We start from the raw sequence: 18815 nt of genomic DNA, 5'->3' as shown, positions 1-18815 counted from the left end.
TCCGCCGGGGCCCTGCCCTGTCCACGTGTCCGCGGGCCGGCCGTACCGGTCCTGCGTCAGACGCCGTACTCGTCCAGCGGCGGGCAGGAGCAGACCAGGTTGCGGTCGCCGTACGCGCCGTCGATCCGGCTGACCGGCGGCCAGTACTTGTCCGCCGGGTTCACGCCCGCCGGGAAGACCGCCTCCTGCCGCGAGTAGCCGTGCGTCCACTCGCCCACCAGCGTGGCGGCGGTGTGCGGGGCGTTGCGCAGCGGGTTGTCCTCCGCGGCCCACTCGCCCGAACCGACCTTCTCGACCTCGGCGCGGATCTCGATCATCGCGTCGCAGAAGCGGTCGATCTCGTGCAGGTCCTCGGACTCGGTCGGCTCGATCATCAGCGTGCCGGCCACCGGGAAGGACATGGTCGGCGCGTGGAAGCCGTAGTCGATCAGGCGCTTGGCGATGTCGTCCACCGTCACGCCGGTCTCCTTGGTGAGCGGGCGCAGGTCGATGATGCACTCGTGCGCCACCAGACCGCCGGGGCCGGTGTAGAGCACCGGGAAGTGCGGGGCCAGCCGCTTGGCGATGTAGTTGGCGTTCAGCACCGCGACCTGGGTGGCGCGCTTGAGGCCCTCGCCGCCCATCAGCCGGACGTACGCCCAGGAGATCGGCAGGATCGCCGCCGAGCCCCACGGCGCCGCCGAGATCGGGCCGACACCGGTGGCCGGGCCGGCCTCCTCCTGGAGCGGGTGGTTCGGCAGGTACGGCGCGAGGTGCGCGCGGACCGCCACCGGGCCGACGCCCGGGCCGCCGCCGCCGTGCGGGATGCAGAAGGTCTTGTGCAGGTTCAGGTGCGAGACGTCCGCGCCGAACTTGCCCGGCTTGGCCAGGCCGACCAGGGCGTTCAGGTTGGCCCCGTCGACGTACACCTGGCCACCGGCGTCGTGCACGGCCGCGCAGATGTCGGTGATCTCGGTCTCGTACACGCCGTGGGTCGACGGGTAGGTGACCATCAGCACGGCGAGGCTGTCACGGTGCTGCTCGATCTTGGCCTTGAGGTCGGCCACGTCCACGTCGCCGTCGACCAGGGTCTTGACGACGACCACCCGCATGCCGGCCATCACCGCGGAGGCGGCGTTGGTGCCGTGCGCGGAGGACGGGATCAGGCAGACGTCACGCTGGGTGTCGCCGTTGGCGTGGTGGTAGGCGCGGACGGCCAGCAGGCCGGCCAGCTCGCCCTGGGAGCCGGCGTTCGGCTGGATGGAGACGGCGTCGTAGCCGGTCACCTCGACCAGCTGCTGCTCCAGCTGGCGGATCAGGGTGAGGAAGCCCGCGGCCTGGTCGACCGGCGCGAACGGGTGCAGCTGGCCGAACTCCGGCCAGGTCACCGGCTCCATCTCGGTGGTCGCGTTGAGCTTCATGGTGCAGGAGCCCAGCGGGATCATGCCCCGGTCCAGCGCGTAGTCACGGTCCGACAGGCGGCGCAGGTAGCGCAGCATGGCGGTCTCCGAGCGGTGGCTGTGGAAGACCGGGTGGGTCAGGTACTCGTCCTCGCGCAGCAGGGCGGCGGGCAGCGCGTCGGCGCCCTCCGCCACCTCGACGCCCTCGACGCCGAACGCGGCCCAGACCGCCGCCAGGTGCTCGCGGGTGGTGGTCTCGTCGGTGGAGGCCGAGATCCGGTCCTCGCCGTCCTGGTAGACGTTGACGCCGTTCGCGCGGGCGGCGGCGGCGATCTCCGCGGCACGGCCGGGGACGACGGCGGTGACGGTGTCGAAGAACTCGCCGTGCAGCAGCTCGACGCCGCCTGCCGTCAGGCCCTCGGCCAGCGCGGCGGCGTAGCGGTGGGTGCGGCGGGCGATGTCGGCCAGACCGTCCGGACCGTGGTAGACCGCGTACATCGAGGCCATGACGGCGAGCAGCACCTGGGCGGTGCAGATGTTGCTGGTGGCCTTCTCGCGGCGGATGTGCTGCTCACGGGTCTGCAGCGCCAGGCGGTAGGCGCGGTTGCCGTCGACGTCGACGGAGACGCCGACCAGGCGGCCGGGCAGCGAGCGGGCGTACTCGGCACGCACCGAGAGGTAGCCGGCGTGCGGGCCGCCGAAGCCCATCGGCACGCCGAACCGCTGCGAGGTGCCGCAGGCGATGTCGGCGCCGAGCGCGCCCGGGGACTTGAGCAGGGTGAGCGCCAGCAGGTCGGCGGCGACGGCGACGATCGCGCCGAGGCCGTGGGCCTGCTCGATCAGGGGGGTGAGGTCGCGGACGACACCGGTGGCGCCGGGGTACTGGAGCAGCACGCCGAAGACGCCGCGCTCCGCGATCTCGGCCGGGATGCCCTCGGACAGGTCGGCGACGACGACCTCGACGCCGGTCGGCACGGCACGGGTGTTGATGACCGCGGTGGTCTGCGGAAGCGTCTCGGCGTCGACCAGGAAGACACCGCCCTTGACCTTGGTGACGCGGCGGGCGAGCGCCATCGCCTCGGCGGCCGCGGTGCCCTCGTCCAGCAGGGAGGAACCGGAGGTGGGCAGGCCGGTCAGGTCGGAGACGATGGTCTGGAAGTTGAGCAGCGCCTCCAGCCGGCCCTGCGAGATCTCCGGCTGGTACGGGGTGTAGGCGGTGTACCAGGCCGGGTTCTCCAGCACGTTGCGCAGGATCACCGGCGGCGTGAAGGTGCCGTAGTAGCCCAGGCCGATCATCGGCTGGAGCACCTGGTTGCGGTCGGCCAGTTCGCGCAGCTCGGCGAGGACCTGCGCCTCGCTGCGGCCTGCGGGCAGGTCGAGCGCGGTGATGGAGCGGATCGCCTCTGGGACGGCGGCCGTGGCCAGCTCGTCCAGCGAGCCGTACCCGACCTGGGCCAGCATCTTCTCCTGCGCTGCGGCGTCGGGGCCGATGTGGCGGTTCTCGAAGGGGCTGGCCTGTTCGAGCTCGGTGAGGGTCGCGGGGGTGGTGGGGCGTCCCGAGTTCGGCTGGGCGTTCATGGTGGTCGAGGCCTCCTGGTCACGGACCGGCGGGGGTGCGCACGCCGGACGGCTTCGCCGCTGCGGAGAACAGCGGAGCGGCCTGGGCGGACGAACCCGACAGGCCTCCCCCTCTGTCATCGGGACCTGAGAGCTTCACCCGCGCGGGGGCACGGTGGGCGCCCCGCCGGCTTGCACCGTCGGTGAGGGTGGGGTCCGACGGCTCCCTCGCCGACGGTCCTGCCCTGCTTTCCAGAGTGACCTAGCCCACACGGTACGGATGCCTGAGAGATTCCGGGGAGGAGTTGCTCCTTCGGCGCCCCGACCAGCGGTTTCGACTGTCGGGGACTCTCCCGAGCGGGCTCGGCGGTCGCGCCCAGGGTACCAGCGGGAGGCCGCCCGATCACGGGTGCGTCAGGTCACTCGGCCCGTTGGGCCGTGACCCGGACGGACGACGGCCCGGCCCGTCCGGCCCCGTCCCGGTCGCGGACGTCCGGTTCATGGCTTTTGGTGTGAAGTGGCGGACAGGACGGGCGGGCCGGCCGCCGTCCTGCGGGAGCCGCAGGACGAGCGCACTGGAGGAAAGAGTGCAGACCGATATCGACCCCCGGGACCTCATCGGCCACAAGGCGGTCGACCGCAACGGAGACAAGATCGGCACCGTCGACGAGGTGTACCTGGACGACGCGACCGGCCGGCCCGAGTGGGCCGCCGTCCGGACCGGCATCTTCGGCCGGGACGCCTTCGTCCCCCTGACCACGAGCGAGTTCTCCGGCGACGAGCTGCGGGTGCCGTACGACAAGTCGCTGGTGAAGGAGTCGCCGGACTTCGGCGTGGGCCAGCACCTGTCCCCGGCGCAGGAGCTCCAGCTCTACCGCTACTACGGACTGGACACGACGCTGGACGGGCAGCCGTCGGCGGGCGACGGCCCCGGCTCGGGTTCCGAGCCGGCCGACCTCGACTTCGGCACGACGGCGTCGAACGGCACCCCTGCGGACACGCCCTCGTCGAACGGCACCCCCGGCACCACCGCCTCGAACGGCACGCCCCTCGCGGGCGTCGCCGGAACGGCGGGCGCCGCAGCCGCGGCCGCAGCGGCCGCGCGGAGCCGGCCGGCCACGCCGTCCGCCGCCGCCCCGGCCAAGTCGCTCACCTTCCACACGGCCGCCGCCGCGGCCACCACCACTCCGGCAGCCGGTTCCGGCAAGCCGGCCGACCCCGTCACGGAGGCCAACGTGCGGACCCTCGCCACCCCCACGCCCGCCGCGGCGCCGCCGGCTTCCACCGCGGCGACCGCCCCGGCCGCCGAGCCGCGCCCGCAGTCCGCGCAGCCCGCCCCGGCCAACGGCACCCCGCCGGCGGCCTCGCAGCCCTCGCCCTCGCAGGCCACGCCGTCCGCCACCGGCACCTCGCGCTCCGCCGACGGTGCGGTCGCGTCCACGCCCGGCGGCCCGGTGGAGATCACCTGCCGCGAGGAGCGGCTGGACGTCACGACCGAGTGGCACGTCGTGGGCACGGCAAAGCTGCGCAAGTACGTGACCAGCGAGCCGGTCGAGCGCCGGGTCCCGGTGGTCCGCGAACGGGTCCGGGTCGAGCGGATGCCGGTCGGCGAGGCCGAGCGGGCCGCGCTCAGCGAGAAGGACATCGCCGAGGCGGTGGAGGAGGTCACCCTGCGCGAGGAGCGCCCGGTGGTCCGCAAGTACCTCGCGCCGATCGAGCGGGTCCGTCTGGTGGTGGAGCGGTACACCGCCGAGGAGGTGATCCGCGACGAGCTGCGGCGCGAGCACGTCGAGGTCCACGACACCACCGGGACGGCCTCGAACCCCCCGGTCTCCGCCTCCGCCGCGTCGCCCGGGCCCGTCTCCCCCGCCCCCGACGAGCCGGCCCGCCCACTCCCGCTCAGGCCCCTGGTCTGACACCCGAGCCCGCTGGGCCCCGGCCGATCCGGCCGGGGCCCTGCGGCGTTCCACGGCGCAAACCCTTCGACTTTGCCAAGGCTTAACCCATGGATATTTGACACTCTGAAGTATCTCCCTGCATGGTTACTTCAGTTCATTCACTATGTACGGGAGGAAGCAACCGTGAGTGAGGCACCACAGCCCACCGTCGCGGCCGAGAAGCAGAGCAGCGCCCGGGTCCTGCCGGCCCTCATCCTGGCGATGCTGTCGTTCAGCGTGGTGCAGACCGCGGTCGTCCCGATCCTGCCCTCGCTCGCCAAGGAACTGAACGTCTCCGGTTCCAGCATCACCTGGCTGATGACGGCCAACCTGCTCTCCGCCGCCGTGCTCACCCCCCTCCTCGGCCGCTTCGGCGACCTGCGCGGCCGCAAGCCGATGCTGCTGATCTCGCTGGCCGGTCTGGCCGCGGGCTCCGCGCTCGCCGTCACCACCCACTCCTTCACCTGGCTGGTCCTCGCCCGCGTCCTTCAGGGCGCCGGCGGTGGCGTGCTCCCGCTGGCGATCAGCATCGTCCGCGACGAGCTCCCCAAGCAGAAGGTGACCGGCGGCGTCGCCGCCATCAGCGCCTCGATGGGTGTCGGCAGCGGCCTCGGCCTGGTCGCCACCGGTCTGCTCCTGGAGCACTGGAGCTACAAGTCCATCTTCTGGATGGGCCTCTTCTTCGGCCTGCTCGCGATCGCCCTGGTCGCCGTCCGGGTGCCCACCGACCCGGTCACGGACAAGGAGGGCGGCGCCGACCCGCTCGGTGCGATCACCCTGGCCGGCTGGCTCTCCGCCCTGCTGGTCGCGGTCAGCCAGGGCAACACCTGGGGCTGGACCTCGACCCGGACGCTCGGCCTGTTCGCCGTCGCCGCCGTGGTCGCCCTGATCTGGGGAGTCATCGAGGTCAAGGTCAAGCACCCGCTGGTCGACATGACGATGATGTCCCGCCCGGCCGTCGCCTTCACCAACCTGGCCGGCCTGCTGATCGGCTTCGGCATGTACGGCTCGTTCATGGTGATCAGCAACTTCGCCCAGACCCCGGAGAAGCTCGCCCACTACGGCTTCACCGCCACCGTGCTGCACGCCGGTGTGATGCTGCTGCCGTCCGCCCTCGGCTCGATGGTCGCCGCCCCGCTCGGCGCCGTGCTGATCGCCCGCCGCGGGCCGCGCCTGCCGCTGGTCCTCGGCGGTGTCCTCGGCGCCGTCGCGATGGCCTACCTGGCCGTCCGGCACAGCCACGAGGCGGACATCTACCTCTCCTCGGCGATCTTCGGCCTCGGTATCGGCCTCGCGTTCTCGGCGATGCCGGCCTACATCAACGGCGCCGTCCCGGTCGAGCAGAGCGGCATCGCCAACGGCATGAACGCCGTGCTGCGCACCGTCGGCGGCGCGATCGGCACCGCCGTCATGGCCGCCATCCTCACCGGCGACACCATGAAGCTGCCGATCCCGGTCACGCTGCCCACCCTGGACGCCTACCAGCACGCGTTCTGGACCGCCGCGGTGGTCTGCGTGATCGCCGGCGCCGTCCCGTTCCTGATCCGCACCGTCAAGCCCACCACCACCGTGGTGCACGGCAACGAGGTCGCGGACCTGACCTCCGGCCCCCGGCCGGTGAAGACCGACGCCTGACGAGGCGTCCGACCCCGCGCTCAGGGACAGGGCGCGGGGACCGGGACCCGGACGGTCGCCGAGGGCATCGCGACCGTCCGTGGCCCGGAACCGCATGTGGCCCCACCCGGCCCCCGTGCCGGGTGGGGCCGCTTCATGTCCCGGCCCGGCAGCGCCGTCCCCGTCCCCCGGCCCCGCCCCTCAGCCCTCGGTCCCCGCCCGTCCGGACGCACCACCACCGTCCGCACCAATCCCCTGGCCTCCGCTCCCCGGACCACCGCGCTCCGGCCCCGGCTCGCTCCCGCCCAGCGGCAGCGGCGGGGCCGGCTCCAGCGCCGGATCCTCCACCCCGAAGGTCCGCACCCGCCCCGGCCCGCTCCACGGCGTCTCGAACCGCACCGTCACCCGCCCCACCCCGCTGCCCTGCACCCACCCCGGCCCGAACTCGGCGTGGTGCACGTCCTGCCCGGGCAGCCAGCGCCGCACGGCCGGCGCCTCCTCCGCGCGGTCGGCCTCCGCCTCCTCGTCCGCACCGGCCTCGTGCCCGGCAGCCTCCGCCTCCTCCCGGACGGCCTGCGCGAACAGGTCCTCCTGCGTGTAGTCGGCCAGTTGCGACACTCCGACGCCCAGCAACCGCACCCCACCCGTGATGTCCACCTGCGAGGCCAGCCGGCGCGCCGTCTCGGTGATCACCGTCTCGTCGTCCGTCGGCCCGCGCAGCGTCTCGGAGCGGGTCAGCGTCGAGAAGTCGAACCGCCGCACCTTCAACACCACCGTCCGCCCCGACCGCCCGGCACCCCGCAGCCGCCGCACGCACCGCGCCGCCAGTGCCCCCACCTCGCGCAGTATCCGCTCCCGATCGGCCAGGTCCACCTCGTAGGTGTCCTCCACCGAGACCGACTTGGCGTCCTGGTCGGCCACCACCGGCCGGTCGTCGAGCCCCGTCGACATCTGGTACACGCCGGCCCCGTGGGCCTTCCCCAGCAGCTGGACCAGCTCGTTCTCCCCCGCTTCGGCGAGATCGGCCACCGTGTTCAGCCCCGACCGGCGCAGCACCTGCTCGGTGGCCGGACCGATCCCCGGCAGTGCGCGGACCGGCATCGGCCCGAGCACCGCGCGCTCCTGGCCCGGCTCGATCATCACCAGCCCGTCCGGTTTGGCCTGCTCGGAGGCGATCTTGGCCATCAGCTTGGACCCGGCCGCGCCCACCGAGGCCGTCAGCCCGGTCCGCCGCCGGATGTCCGCGCGGAGGTCCTCCGCCAGCGCCAGCACCAGCCGCTCGCCCGTCCGGTGCTCCGCCTCCGCCAGCAGCGGACCGTAGGGACCCGCCTCCAGGTCGACGAAGGCCTCGTCCAGGCTGAGCGGCTGCACCAGCGGGGACAGCTCCCGCAGCAGCCCCATCACCAGCTCGCTCACCGGCCGGTAGGCCTCGAAGCGACCGGCCAGGAAGGCCGCGTTCGGACAGAGCCGACGGGCCTGCGCCATCGGCATCGCCGAGTGCACCCCGAACTTCCGCGCCTCGTAGGACGCCGTGGACACCACCCCCCGCCCGCCGAGCCCGCCGACGACCACGGGCTTCCCGCGCAGGCTCGGCTTGGCCGCCTGCTCCACCGCCGCGAAGAAGGCGTCCATGTCGAGGTGGATGATGCTCGGCAGTGACCGCACCCGCCGATCATGCCGCACGGGTCCGACAGCACGGTCGAACCCGGCCGTCTCCCCCCCCCCGGTGGCGGGCCCTACCCGCGCACCGGACCGGCCCCCGCGTCAGCCAGCGCCTTCGGCAGGCCCGGCTCGCGGGGCCCGAGGAAGAGCGGGTCCGGCCGCAGCCAGGCGTTCAGCGCCGCCTTCCCCGCCCCCGGGATCTCCCGCAGCCCGCCGTACAGCCAGGTGAGGTCCCGCGCCTCCGGCACGCCCACCGCGTACGACTCGATGCCGGCCGCCCGGCAGAGTGCCAGCGCCCGCCGCACGTGGAAGTCCTGACTGACCAGCACCGCCCGCTCCACCCCGAAGATCCGGTGCGCGCGCGTGCAGGAGTCCCAGGTGTCGAACCCCGCGTAGTCCCCGACCACCCGGACGTCCGGCACCCCGTGCTCGATCAGGTACCGCCGCATCGCCTCGGTCTCGTCGTAGCTCGCCCGGCCGTTGTCCCCGGTCACCAAGATCGCCTGGACCTTCCGCCGTTCGAACAGCTCGACCGCCGCGTCCAGCCGGTGCGCCAGGTAGGGCGAGGGCCTGCCGTCGAACAGCCCGGCGCCGAACACCACCGCCACCGGCGCCTGCGGCGCCGTCGCCACGGTGCCCACCCGCTCCCCCGCCGAGAACCAGAGCCAGGCGCTCGGCGCCAGCGCCAGCGAGCAGCAGACCGTCACCAGCTGGAACAACCGGCGCTGCGCCCGCCTGCGCCGCAACCGGACGCCGAGCCGCACCGCCCTCCGCACCACCAGGCCGGGGATTCCGGAACCGAAGCGCACGTGCCCTCCCTCTGTCGGTTCACCGGCCACGACGAAACCGCGGGCCCGGACGGTTCCCCGTCCGGGCCCGCGGCCTCGTCAGATGCCTGTTCAGACAGCCCTGTTGCGGCGCTGCGCCAGCTCGTCCGCCGGGTCGTGTCCGGCCACCGTCTCCCCGGTGTCGGTCCGCTCCGCGTGCAGCCGCCCGAGGGTGCGTTCCAGCTCCTGCCAGACCGCGCCGACGGCGATCCCGAAGACCCCCTGGCCGCTCTTCAGCAGGTCCACGACCTGCTGCGGGGTGGTGCACTCGTACACCGTCGCGCCGTCGCACATCAACGTCAGTCCGGTCAGGTCACAGACCTCGACGGACTGCAGGTGGGCGACCGCGACCCGGATGTTCTGCAACGAGACGCCCGCGTCGAGCAGCCGCTTGACGATCTTCAACAGCAGGATGTCGCGGAAGCTGTAGAGCCGTTGGCCGGTCGCCGGGAAGGTCGACCGGACGCTCGGGGCCAGCAGGCCCGTGCGGGCCCAGTAGTCCAGCTGGCGGTAGGTGATCCCGGCCGCGGCGCAGGCCGTCGGACCGCGGTAACCGATCAGTTCGGACGTGGGCCCGAGTCGCTCCAGGGCCGGCTGGCCGGGCTGGACCGCCGGGAACCGGCCCACCCGGGGCAGTTCCGGCCGGGGCAGCTCGGTCACGTTGCGGGCGGTGCGCGGCATGTGCACGGTGCACAGGCCTCCCACGGCCAATTCCTCGCCGGTGCCGGTCATGCCTACCTCCGTCCACTCGTGCTGCGGGCAACCCAGACCACGGGCATCGGACACCCGGGCAGCCCCTCCTGACGGTAGGCAGTCCCCTATGGCCCGTCAACGATCGCCACGCCGTGGCGGGCAGACCACATCACTCAGGAGAGTGGTTTTTCGTGCCCCTAGTGTGGGTAGGTGGACGCGGTTTGGCAAAACGGCCGGACACACACGGCCCGCCAGCCCACTGACCGGCCGCACGCCCTACTGCGGGCCGCTGCCGCCGAAGTCCTCGGGCGACACCTGGTCGAGGAACTCGCGGAACTTCTCGACCTCGTCCTCCTGCTCGTCCGGGATCGCGATGCCCGCCTCGGCGAGCACCTCCTCGCTCCCGTAGATCGGCGTCCCGGTCCGCAGCGCCAGCGCTATCGCGTCGGACGGGCGGGCGCTGACCTCGACGCCGCCGGTGAAGACGAGCTCGGCGTAGAAGACGCCCTCGCGCAGGTCGGTGATCCGGACCTCGGTGAGCTGCTGGCCCAGAGCCTCCAGCACGTCCTTGAAGAGGTCGTGCGTCAGCGGGCGCACCGGCGTCATGCCCTGCTGGGCGAAGGCGATCGCGGTCGCCTCGCCGGGGCCGATCCAGATGGGCAGGTACCGATCGCCCCCGACCTCGCGGAGCAGCACGATCGGCTGGTTGGAAGGCATCTCCACCCGGACACCCACGACGTCGAGCTCATTCACACGAGCAACCCTATGGCTCCCGACCCGGATATGAAAGCGCAGCGCCGACGGCGCTGGTCAGCGCGGTGGCGCGGGTCAGGTCCAGGCCCGCAGACCGGCCTGGACCATGGCCGCGTGCAGCCGGACGGAGAGGGTAGCCAGCTCGCGCGCGGTGGCCTCGGCGTGCGCCCTGGTCTGGGGGTTCCGGTGCCGCCGCAACGGCGCCACCACCTGCTCGACCAGGGCGATCTCCCGGTCGGCGGCGGCCTTCATGGCGCGCAGGTGGCGCGGCTCCAGACCGAACCGGCCCAGTTCGGCGACCAGGCGGGCCACCTGGAGCGCCTCGCCGTCGTACCCGCCGTCCGGCCCGGGCGCGATCAGCCCGTAGGACTCCCACTCGGCCAGTTCGCGCTCGCCCGCCTCGGCGGCGGCCAGCAGCTCGGCCCGGCCCAGGCGGACCCCGGCGGAGGCTTCGGCCGCGGCGGTCAGCTCGCGGTCCGCCTCCTCCACCGGCCCCGGGCGGCTGTCGGAGGGGCCGGGCAGCGCCGGCGGGGTCTCGCCGCGCTCGATCGCGTCGAGGTGGTCGCGGATCACCCGCAGCGGCAGGTAGTGGTCGCGCTGCATCCGCAGCACGTGGGCCAGCCGCTCGACGTCGGCCGGGCTGAACTTCCGGTACCCCGAGGGCGTGCGCTGGGGCTCGACCAGGCCCTCCGCCTCCAGGAACCTGATCTTGGAGATGGTGACCTCGGGGAAGTCGTCACGCAGGAAGGCCAGCACCGCACCGATGCTCAGCAGCTCGTCGCCGCCGCGGCGCCGGCCGCCCCCGCCGGGCCGGTCCGACCGGACCGGCTGCCTGGGGGCCGCGACCACCCCGCGCGAGCCCTTGTCCGGCGTGTGACCGAACGGCGCGGGGGTGGCCGCCCCGAGAGGAGAAGAAGGGGTATTCGTGCTCACTCGGGCTCCTGCCGACGTTGGTTTCAGTACCCCCGGTTGTGGCTGGCGAAGAAGACCAGCCGGTACTTCCCGATCTGCACCTCGTCGCCGTTGTTCAGCGACACCTCGTCGATCCGCTCCCGGTTGACGTAGGTGCCGTTGAGGCTGCCGACGTCGGCGACGGTGAAGCCGCCACCGGGCGTCCGGCGGAACTCCACGTGCTTGCGGGAGACGGTGACGTCGTCCAGGAAGATGTCGCCCTGCGGGTGGCGGCCGGCCGTGGTCTTGTCCGAGTCCAGCAGGAACCGGCTGCCGGAGTTCGGGCCTCGCTGGACGATCAGCAGGGCCGAACCCGGGGGCAGCGCGTCGATGGCCGCCAACACCTCGGCCGAGAGGGCCGGCGTGCCGGTCCCGGTCGTGGTGTTCGGGTCGTACGACTCCAGGCCGGAGATCGAGATCGTCGACGTGGTCTCCGCCGACCCCTCGGGCAGCAGACCACCGCGCAGCGCCGAACCGCAGTTGGAACAGAAGCGGGCCGCGGCCGGGTTCTGGTTGCCGCACCTGGGGCACGGAGTGGGGCCAGCCATGTTCACAGCCTCCTGGCGCGGCACACCCGACGGGTTGTGCCCGGCGTACGGGTCCGGTGCAAACCCTCCACCAGAGGTTGAGGGTCCTGACGGGAAACCTATGCGCGGGGCGCCGGAGGGGTCAACCGACGCGCCGTAGCCCGCCTGATTCCCGGCGTACTGGGCGCCGTCCCGGAACAGCGGGCGCTCGGCGTACTCCGCGCCCTCGGGGGCGGGACGCATGCCCGGCACGGCGGGTTCGTCGTCCCGGCGGTGGCGCGCGGTCGGCGCCTCGACGGCGGCCGCGTCGCGGCCCTTGTTACGACCGAACAACTTAGAGAAGAAACTCACGGGCGAATCCCCTTGCGTGTGACAGACCCGCCCGCGGGGCAGGGTGAGGACCTCGGACAGGTTGCGGGCCCGGTCGTGGATCGGGCCGGCTGGAGCGGAACTCCGACTGCGGTGCTCACTTCGGAGCCGGTTTGGCGTACTGCGGGGTCTTCGGGTCGACGAGTGCGTCGACGACCACCTTCTGCTGTTGGGAGATGGTCGCGCGTGCCTGGTTGTTCTCCAAGGTACGGACCACACCCCCCGGAATGTTCAACGCGGGTGTGAGGTCCTGCGGATTCCCCACGACGGTGAACCGGTAGGGCGCCGAGACCTTCTTGCCGTCGATCTGCACGCCGCCGCCGGACACGTCCGTGAAGTAGGTGTTGACCACCACACGCACATCGTTGATCTGAATCGCCTCCGCCCCCGCCGCTCGGAGTTCCTGCAGGGTGTCCAGCAGCATATCTGCCTTCACCTGCCCTTGGGGATCATCGACCGTCAGTACGATCCCCGGACCAGTGGCTCGGACGGTCCCGGCCAGAACGCCGAGCTCCGTCACCTTCTTCCTGGTCTGTTCCTGGGCTTCCTTGGCCTGGTTGGAGCTGTTCTCCAACTTCGCCAGGGACTGCTCGAGCTCCGCTTTCTCCTGCTGGAGACGCTGCTGACGGCCGTCCAGTTCGTCGAGGATGCGAACAAGGTCTTCCTGGCGCGCGCCACGCAGCTGACTGTGGTGGTCGTTGGTGGACCGCACCTGGATCGCCAGCGCCAGTCCGAGCGAGAACAGCAGCACCGCCACCACCAGCTGGCCGCGCGACAGCCTCGGCGGCCAGACCGCGGCCTTCAGCCGTCGCCGCCCTGCGGCCCGGTCGTCCCGGGCCGGCCCGGACTCGGGTTCGGGGGCGGGCGCGGCGGCAGACGGGAGGGCCGGCGCAGGTTCCGGTACCGGTACCGGTGGCGGCGGGGACGGCGCCACGGACTCGGCGTCCGGCCCCGCCGGCTGTAGCTGCGGCTGGGTTTGGGTTTGGGACTGCGGGATCGACTTCGCTGCGGGCTCGGGCCGTGGCTCCGGCCGCCGTACCGGTTCCGCTGCCGCCACCGGCGGCAGCGCACGCGCGGGCGCAGGCGTCACCTCGGGGGCGCTCGCCGGAGCAGGCTCCGTGACCCCCTCCGCAGGCTCCGCTTCGGGCTCCGCCGGGCCCCCGGGCGCGGGCTCGCCCCCAGCCCCGTCGGCGGCAACGCCCTCCGGCCTCCCGTCGGGCAGAGACTCTTCGGCCGGCTCCCCCCGCGCCTCCCGCTCCTCCGCCACCGCGTCCGCGGGCTGCCCGGGCCGTTCCTCGGGCTCCGGCGCGATCGCCGGCCCGTCGGGCCGCCTCACCGGCCGGTCGCCGGACCCCTGCCCGGGCTTCTCCTGCCGCTTCCCGTCCACCGGCTCGACCGGTACCGGCTCGCGTTCCTCGCCACCGTCCTCGCGCACAATTTCTCCCGCAGATCCGTCCGCCTTCTTCTCCGCCGCCCGCTCGCGGCCCGGCTCAGGCGCGGAAGACATGGCGCCTGATCGCAGCGGCGTTGGAGAAGATGCGGATTCCGAGGACGACGACGACGCCCGTGGAGAGCTGCGAGCCCACGCCCAGCTGGTCCCCGAGGAAGACGATCAGTGCCGCCACCACCACGTTCGACAGGAACGACACGATGAAGACCTTGTCGTTGAAGATCCCGTCCAGCATCGCGCGGACGCCGCCGAACACCGCGTCCAGCGCCGCCACCACCGCGATCGGCAGGTACGGCACGACGGCGTCCGGTACCTCGGGCTGGACGAAGAGTCCGACGACGACCCCGATCACGAGACCCAGTACGGCAATCACGGTCTAGCTGCTCCTGTCGCTGCGGAGGGCGACCCGGTGGTCGCGGTGGGCGGACGGCCGGTCGTGGTCTTGGCCGAGGGGCTCGGCGAGCGCTTCCCCGAGGCCTGCCCGGTCGGCTTCGCGGACGGCGAGGTGGTGCCGGACGGACTCGCGGTGCCGCCCGTCGACGGTGAGGCCGATCCGGAGGGCCCCGCGGACGGCGACGCCTCCCCGGAGGCGGGCGGACTCGCGGTGGGCGAGGGCTCGGGGAGCGCAGGTTGGGCGGTCCGCAGGGTGACCCCCACGGCCGCGGGCAGGGTCAGGCTCTTCTGCGCGGAGATGGTCGACTTGATGCCGTACTTCTCCTGCAACAGCCGCAGGTACTGGCCCGCCATCGCACTCTCGAAGGCGCCCACCAGCTTGGGCCCGTTCCCCAGCGCCTGCACGGTGTACGGCGGGACCAGCGGCCGGTTGTCCACCAGTACGGCCTCACCGGCCGCGCGGATCGCGGAGAGCGCGGTGAGCCGCTGCCCGTTGATCGCGACGGCCTCCGCGCCGGAGGACCAGAGCCCGTTCACCACCAGTTGCAGGTCACGGTCCCGCAGCCGTCCGCTGTTCGAGAAGCCCTGCCCGCTGCGCGGGTCGACGTTGCCGCCGGCGCCCGTACCGGTCGCGTCCTCCAGCACCAGCTTGACGCCGGGCCCGGTCACCTCGGCCAGGCCGACCGCACCGGCCAGGACGGCCGGGTCGACCTCCCCCGGAGCGAGTGCCTGCTGCTGGGTGCTGTCGACCCTGCGCCGCAGTTCCTGGACCTGCTTCTGGAGCTGGTCCGCCGACCCGTTGGAGTCGTTGATCCGGTGGATCAGGGCGTCGCGCTCCTTGGCGAGCGTCGGCTCGGCCTCGTGCGCGTTCACGGCCCCGACCGTGAGGACCGCGCCCACCAGGGCCAGCCCGGCCCCCAGCGTGAGAAGCCCCCGCGCCGTACCGGGTATCCGGTGCGGACCGTCGCCGCCCCGTGCCGCAGCCGCCTCGGCGTACCCCTCGTCGAGGCTGTGGTCCATCACATTGGTCAGCAGGGACATCGAGGCATCCGGACGGTTGTACCGTCCACTGCTGGCACTCGGCGTCGGCGTCGCTGACATGCGGACCATCGTCCCACGGCCGACGAGGGCCCCGTACACAACCCCTGACCTGCATACACATCAAAACGGACCGACCGCCACCAACCACCCGAAACGGACAGCGGGGCGGTGCGGCACCAGCCGCCCGCCCCGCCGCCGACCCGTCACCGGGCTCCGGCCGTCACCTCCCGGCGCCGTCGACCACCGCCGCCCATTCGTCCAGCAGCGCCTCGGTCGCCTCGTCGTCCGGGCCCTCGGCCCACAGGTGGGTGACCGCCTCGGCCGGGTCCGGCAGCACCAGCGTCCACCGCCCGTCCGCCTCGACGACCCGGACACCGTCCGTGGTGTCCAGCTGCCGGCTGCCGGCCGCCTCCACCACCGAACGCATGACCATGCCCTTCGCCGCCCACGGCGTCGCGATGTCCCGGCGGCGGATGTGCGCCTGCGGGATCCGCGCGTCGATCTGGCTCAGCGTGAGCTGGGTCCGGGCGACCAGCCCGACCAGCCGGACGAACGCCGCGGCGCCGTCCAGCACACCGCTGAACTCCGGCACGACGAAGCCGCCGCGCCCGTCCCCGCCGAACACCGTGCCCTCGGCGGCTGCCGCCTTCGCCAGGTCGTCCGGCGTGGTCGTGGTCCAGGTGACCTGCGTGCCGTGGTACGCCGCGACCTGCTCGGCGATCCGCGTCGTGGTCACCGGCAGCGCCACCTGCCCGCTCCGCCGCTCGGCCGCGACCAGGTCCAGCAGGACCAGCAGCGCCCGGTCGTCGTCGATGACCCGGCCCAGCTCGTCCACGAAGGCCACTCGCTCGCCCACCGGGTCGAAGCGGACCCCGAAGGCGGCCCGGGACGACGCCACCAGCTCGCCCAGCCGGGCGAGCCCGGCGCGCCGCTCCTCGGCGTCCTCGGTGGGCCGGGACTCGTCCAGCCCGCTGGAGACACTGAGCGCCTCGACCCCGAGCCGACCGAGGATGCTCGGCAGGACGAGCCCGGCGCTGCCGTGCGCGGTGTCCACGACGACCTTCAGACCGGCCTCGCGCACCCCGGTGGTGTCGACGGCCCGCAGCAGGTTGCCCGCGTAGGAGTCGAAGACGCTGGACGGGAAGGTGAGGTCCCCGATCTCGCCGGGGAAGGCCCGGCGGTACTCCTGGCGCGCGTAGACCCGGTCGAGCTTGCGCTGCCCGGCCTGCGAGAGGTCGGCCCCGCGCTCGTCGAAGAAGAGGATGTCCAGCGAGTCCGGCACCCCGGGCGTGGTCCGCAGGAAGATCCCGCCGGCACTGCCCCGGGCCGTGTGCTGCCGGGCCACCGGCATCGGCACGTTCTCCAGGTCGCGGACGTCGATCGCGCTGGTCTGCAACCCGGAGATCATCGCCCGCTTCAGGGCGCGCGCACCTCGCGAGTGGTCACGCGCGATGGTGACGGTCGCGCCCTTCTTCAGCGTCGTCGCGTACGCGCCGGCGAGCCGTACGGCCAGCTCGGGGGTGATCTCGACGTTCAGGATCCCGGAGACACCCCGCAGCCCGAACAGGTGCTCCTGCCCGCGGGACTCCCAGATCACCGAGGTGTTGACGACCGCGCCGGCCTCGATGGTCTTGAACGGGTAGACCCGGACGTTGGCCGCGATGATCGACTCCTCGCCGATCAGGCACTCGTCCCCGATCACCGCGCCGTCCTCGATCCGCGCGGCCCGCATGACATCGGTGTTCTTGCCGACCACACAGCCCCGCAGATTGCTCTGCGGCCCCACGTAGACGTTGTCGTGGATGACCGACCGGTGCAGGAACGCCCCGCGCTTCACGACCACGTTGCTGCCGAGCACGGTGTGTTCGCGGATCTCCACGCCGGCCTCGACCTTGGCGTAGTCCCCGATGTAGAGCGGCCCGCGGAGAACCGCCTCCGGGTCGACCTCGGCGCCCTCGGCGACCCAGACCCCGGGCGAGATCTCGAACCCGTCGATCTCGACGTCGACCTTGCCCTCCAGGACGTCCGCCTGGGCCTTGCCATAGCTCTCGTGGGTGCCCACGTCCTCCCAGTAGCCCTCGGCGACGTACCCGTAGACCCGCTTGCCCTCCTTCAGCAACTGCGGGAACACGTCACTCGACCAGTCGACGGACTCACCCGCCGCGACGTAGTCGAAGACCTCGGGTTCCATGACGTAGATACCGGTGTTCACCGTGTCCGAGAAGACCTGCCCCCAGGTCGGCTTCTCCAGGAAGCGCTCCACGCGCCCCTCGTCATCGGTGATCGTGATACCGAACTCCAGTGGATTCGGCACCCTGGTGAGACAGACGGTGACCAGTGCGTTCTTACTACGGTGAAACGCGATCAATTCGGAGAGGTCGAAGTCGGTCAGTGCGTCACCGGAGATCACCAGAAAGGAGTCGTCCTTCAGGGCGTCCTCGGCGTTCTTGACACTCCCCGCAGTGCCCAGTGGCGTCTCCTCGTTGGCATAGGTGAGATTCATGCCCAACTCTTCACCGTCACCGAAGTAGTTCTTGACCAGTGAGGCCAGGAACTGGACGGTCACGACGGTGTCGGAGAGGCCGTGCCGCTTCAGCAGCCGCAGCACGTGCTCCATGATCGGCCTGTTGACCACGGGAAGCAGCGGCTTCGGCATGCTGGAGGTCATCGGGCGGAGTCGGGTGCCTTCGCCCCCCGCCATTACAACGGCTTTCATTACGGGTGCGTCCTCCTTCGCGGTGTGGACCCTGCAGGTCCATCAAACCGTTCCAGAGGGGGTCTACCCGGAAGATATCGTCCGACGCACCGTGTCGCCGTGGGACTTCTCTCAGATCCCGTCCCGGGATCGCGTCTCAGACAGTGGACGCGGAGGAGGCCGATCTGCCCCGGATGATCTGGCGCGCCTGGACGGCGTAGAGAATGCCGGCCCACCAGTACAGGGCGGTCCCCCACCAGATGAAGGCCCAGCTCACGATCTCGGCCGGCCGGGCGATCCAGCTGTCCCCGGCGCCGAGCAGCAGAAGCGGAAACGCGTACATCAGATTGAAGGTCGCGGCCTTCCCCAGGAAACTCACCTGCAACGGCCCGTAGCCGTGCCGGTTGAGAAGGGGAAGGAGCGCGGCGATAAACAGCTCACGCGCAATCAGGATCGCCGTCAGCCACCACGGCAGGATCTCACGCCAGGTCAGGCCGAGGAGCGTGGAGAGCACATAGAGCCGGTCCGCCAGCGGATCCAGCAGCTGCCCCACGCGGCTGATCTGCCCCCACCGGCGGGCGAGTTTCCCGTCCAGGTAATCACTGATACCGCTGAGCATCAGAATCAGCAATGCCCAGCCGTCGTTGTTCGGCCCGTCGAACACCGGCCAGAGGATCAGCCAGAGAAAGAGCGGAACACCGACCAGCCGGCCCATGCTCAGCAGGTTGGGGATGGTGAGGACGCGATCGGTCTGGACCCGCGTCTCCTGGACCTCCACCCGGGGGCCTCCTGTCATGTGTGGCAACTTCGCACGTTGACCTTACAACAGAAAAGCCCCCGCCCGGTTCCCCGGCGGGGGCTTCTCCATAAGAATTGTTCGGCGGCGTCCTACTCTCCCACAGGGTCCCCCCTGCAGTACCATCGGCGCTGTGAGGCTTAGCTTCCGGGTTCGGAATGTAACCGGGCG

13 protein-coding genes, 1 rRNA gene, 1 pseudogene and 1 riboswitch are annotated in these 18815 nt (G+C 72.1%); of the genes and pseudogenes, 2 read left to right on the top strand and 13 right to left on the bottom strand.

From position 1 onward, the window contains the following. Positions 1–56: 56 nt before the first annotated feature. Positions 57–2957 carry an aminomethyl-transferring glycine dehydrogenase gene (gene gcvP / locus ACFWIC_RS36425; protein ID WP_355405629.1) on the bottom strand — a complete coding sequence of 967 codons (2901 nt, stop codon included), beginning with the start codon at positions 2955–2957 and terminating at the stop codon, positions 57–59. A gap of 241 nt (positions 2958–3198) precedes the next feature. Continuing rightward, positions 3199–3302, bottom strand: a riboswitch (glycine riboswitch). A 221-nt stretch (positions 3303–3523) separates the two neighbouring features. Here gcvP and ACFWIC_RS36420 point away from each other — a divergent pair. Then, on the top strand, positions 3524–4852 hold the full coding sequence (locus tag ACFWIC_RS36420) for a DUF2382 domain-containing protein (RefSeq protein ID WP_380521193.1): 1329 nt from the start codon (positions 3524–3526) through the stop codon (positions 4850–4852). A gap of 165 nt (positions 4853–5017) precedes the next feature. After that, a complete protein-coding gene (locus tag ACFWIC_RS36415; protein ID WP_329877937.1) occupies positions 5018–6508 on the top strand; it encodes an MFS transporter in 1491 nt (496 codons plus the stop codon). 180 nt (positions 6509–6688) lie between these two features. Here ACFWIC_RS36415 and ACFWIC_RS36410 read toward each other — a convergent pair whose 3' ends face one another. The 12 genes and pseudogenes from ACFWIC_RS36410 to rrf form a co-directional block, all read right to left on the bottom strand. Beyond that, positions 6689–8152 carry a DNA polymerase IV gene (locus ACFWIC_RS36410; protein WP_380521191.1) on the bottom strand — a complete coding sequence of 488 codons (1464 nt, stop codon included), beginning with the start codon at positions 8150–8152 and terminating at the stop codon, positions 6689–6691. A 71-nt stretch (positions 8153–8223) separates the two neighbouring features. Beyond that, positions 8224–8958 carry a vancomycin high temperature exclusion protein gene (locus ACFWIC_RS36405; protein ID WP_380364751.1) on the bottom strand — a complete coding sequence of 245 codons (735 nt, stop codon included), beginning with the start codon at positions 8956–8958 and terminating at the stop codon, positions 8224–8226. Positions 8959–9048: 90 nt separating this feature from the next. Beyond that, the gene (locus ACFWIC_RS36400) at positions 9049–9708 is read right to left on the bottom strand and encodes a MerR family transcriptional regulator (RefSeq protein ID WP_329877941.1); all 660 of its coding nucleotides are present in this window, start codon (positions 9706–9708) and stop codon (positions 9049–9051) included. A 237-nt stretch (positions 9709–9945) separates the two neighbouring features. After that, positions 9946–10422, bottom strand: coding sequence for a bifunctional nuclease family protein (locus ACFWIC_RS36395; protein WP_063350203.1), 477 nt, complete (start codon positions 10420–10422; stop codon positions 9946–9948). A 75-nt stretch (positions 10423–10497) separates the two neighbouring features. Then, complete coding sequence (locus ACFWIC_RS36390) at positions 10498–11196, bottom strand: MerR family transcriptional regulator (RefSeq protein WP_329877974.1); 699 nt, start codon at positions 11194–11196, stop codon at positions 10498–10500. A 182-nt stretch (positions 11197–11378) separates the two neighbouring features. After that, entirely contained in the window at positions 11379–12251 is an 873-nt protein-coding gene (locus ACFWIC_RS36385; protein ID WP_329877945.1) for an FHA domain-containing protein, read from the bottom strand. Between the two features lie 115 nt (positions 12252–12366). Continuing rightward, positions 12367–13203, bottom strand: coding sequence for a DUF881 domain-containing protein (locus ACFWIC_RS36380; protein WP_380521211.1), 837 nt, complete (start codon positions 13201–13203; stop codon positions 12367–12369). Positions 13204–13759: 556 nt separating this feature from the next. After that, complete coding sequence (locus ACFWIC_RS36375) at positions 13760–14092, bottom strand: small basic family protein (protein WP_030062488.1); 333 nt, start codon at positions 14090–14092, stop codon at positions 13760–13762. 254 nt (positions 14093–14346) lie between these two features. Then, positions 14347–15222, bottom strand: a pseudogene (locus ACFWIC_RS36370) (DUF881 domain-containing protein); the annotation flags it as partial. 151 nt (positions 15223–15373) lie between these two features. Next, a complete protein-coding gene (locus tag ACFWIC_RS36365) occupies positions 15374–17869 on the bottom strand; it encodes a mannose-1-phosphate guanyltransferase (RefSeq protein ID WP_329877964.1) in 2496 nt (831 codons plus the stop codon). A gap of 136 nt (positions 17870–18005) precedes the next feature. Further along, positions 18006–18626 carry a CDP-alcohol phosphatidyltransferase family protein gene (locus ACFWIC_RS36360; RefSeq protein ID WP_380521188.1) on the bottom strand — a complete coding sequence of 207 codons (621 nt, stop codon included), beginning with the start codon at positions 18624–18626 and terminating at the stop codon, positions 18006–18008. A 97-nt stretch (positions 18627–18723) separates the two neighbouring features. After that, positions 18724–18815: ribosomal RNA gene (gene rrf, locus ACFWIC_RS36355) — 5S ribosomal RNA — on the bottom strand; the annotation flags it as partial.

It is taken from the genome of Kitasatospora sp. NPDC127035 (assembly GCF_042726075.1).
Taxonomy (GTDB): Bacteria; Actinomycetota; Actinomycetes; order Streptomycetales; family Streptomycetaceae; genus Kitasatospora.
Note: the sequence above shows the minus strand (reverse complement) of the source record. Positions and strands in the feature narration are given on the sequence as shown.

Bases quoted from the DNA above. Each gene is read 5' to 3' on its own strand.
- ACFWIC_RS36365 (WP_329877964.1), bottom strand. From the start codon at position 17,869: ATGAAAGCCGTTGTAATGGCGGGGGGCGAAGGCACCCGACTCCGCCCG.
- gcvP (WP_355405629.1), bottom strand. From the start codon at position 2,957: ATGAACGCCCAGCCGAACTCGGGACGCCCCACCACCCCCGCGACCCTC.
- ACFWIC_RS36400 (WP_329877941.1), bottom strand. From the start codon at position 9,708: ATGACCGGCACCGGCGAGGAATTGGCCGTGGGAGGCCTGTGCACCGTG.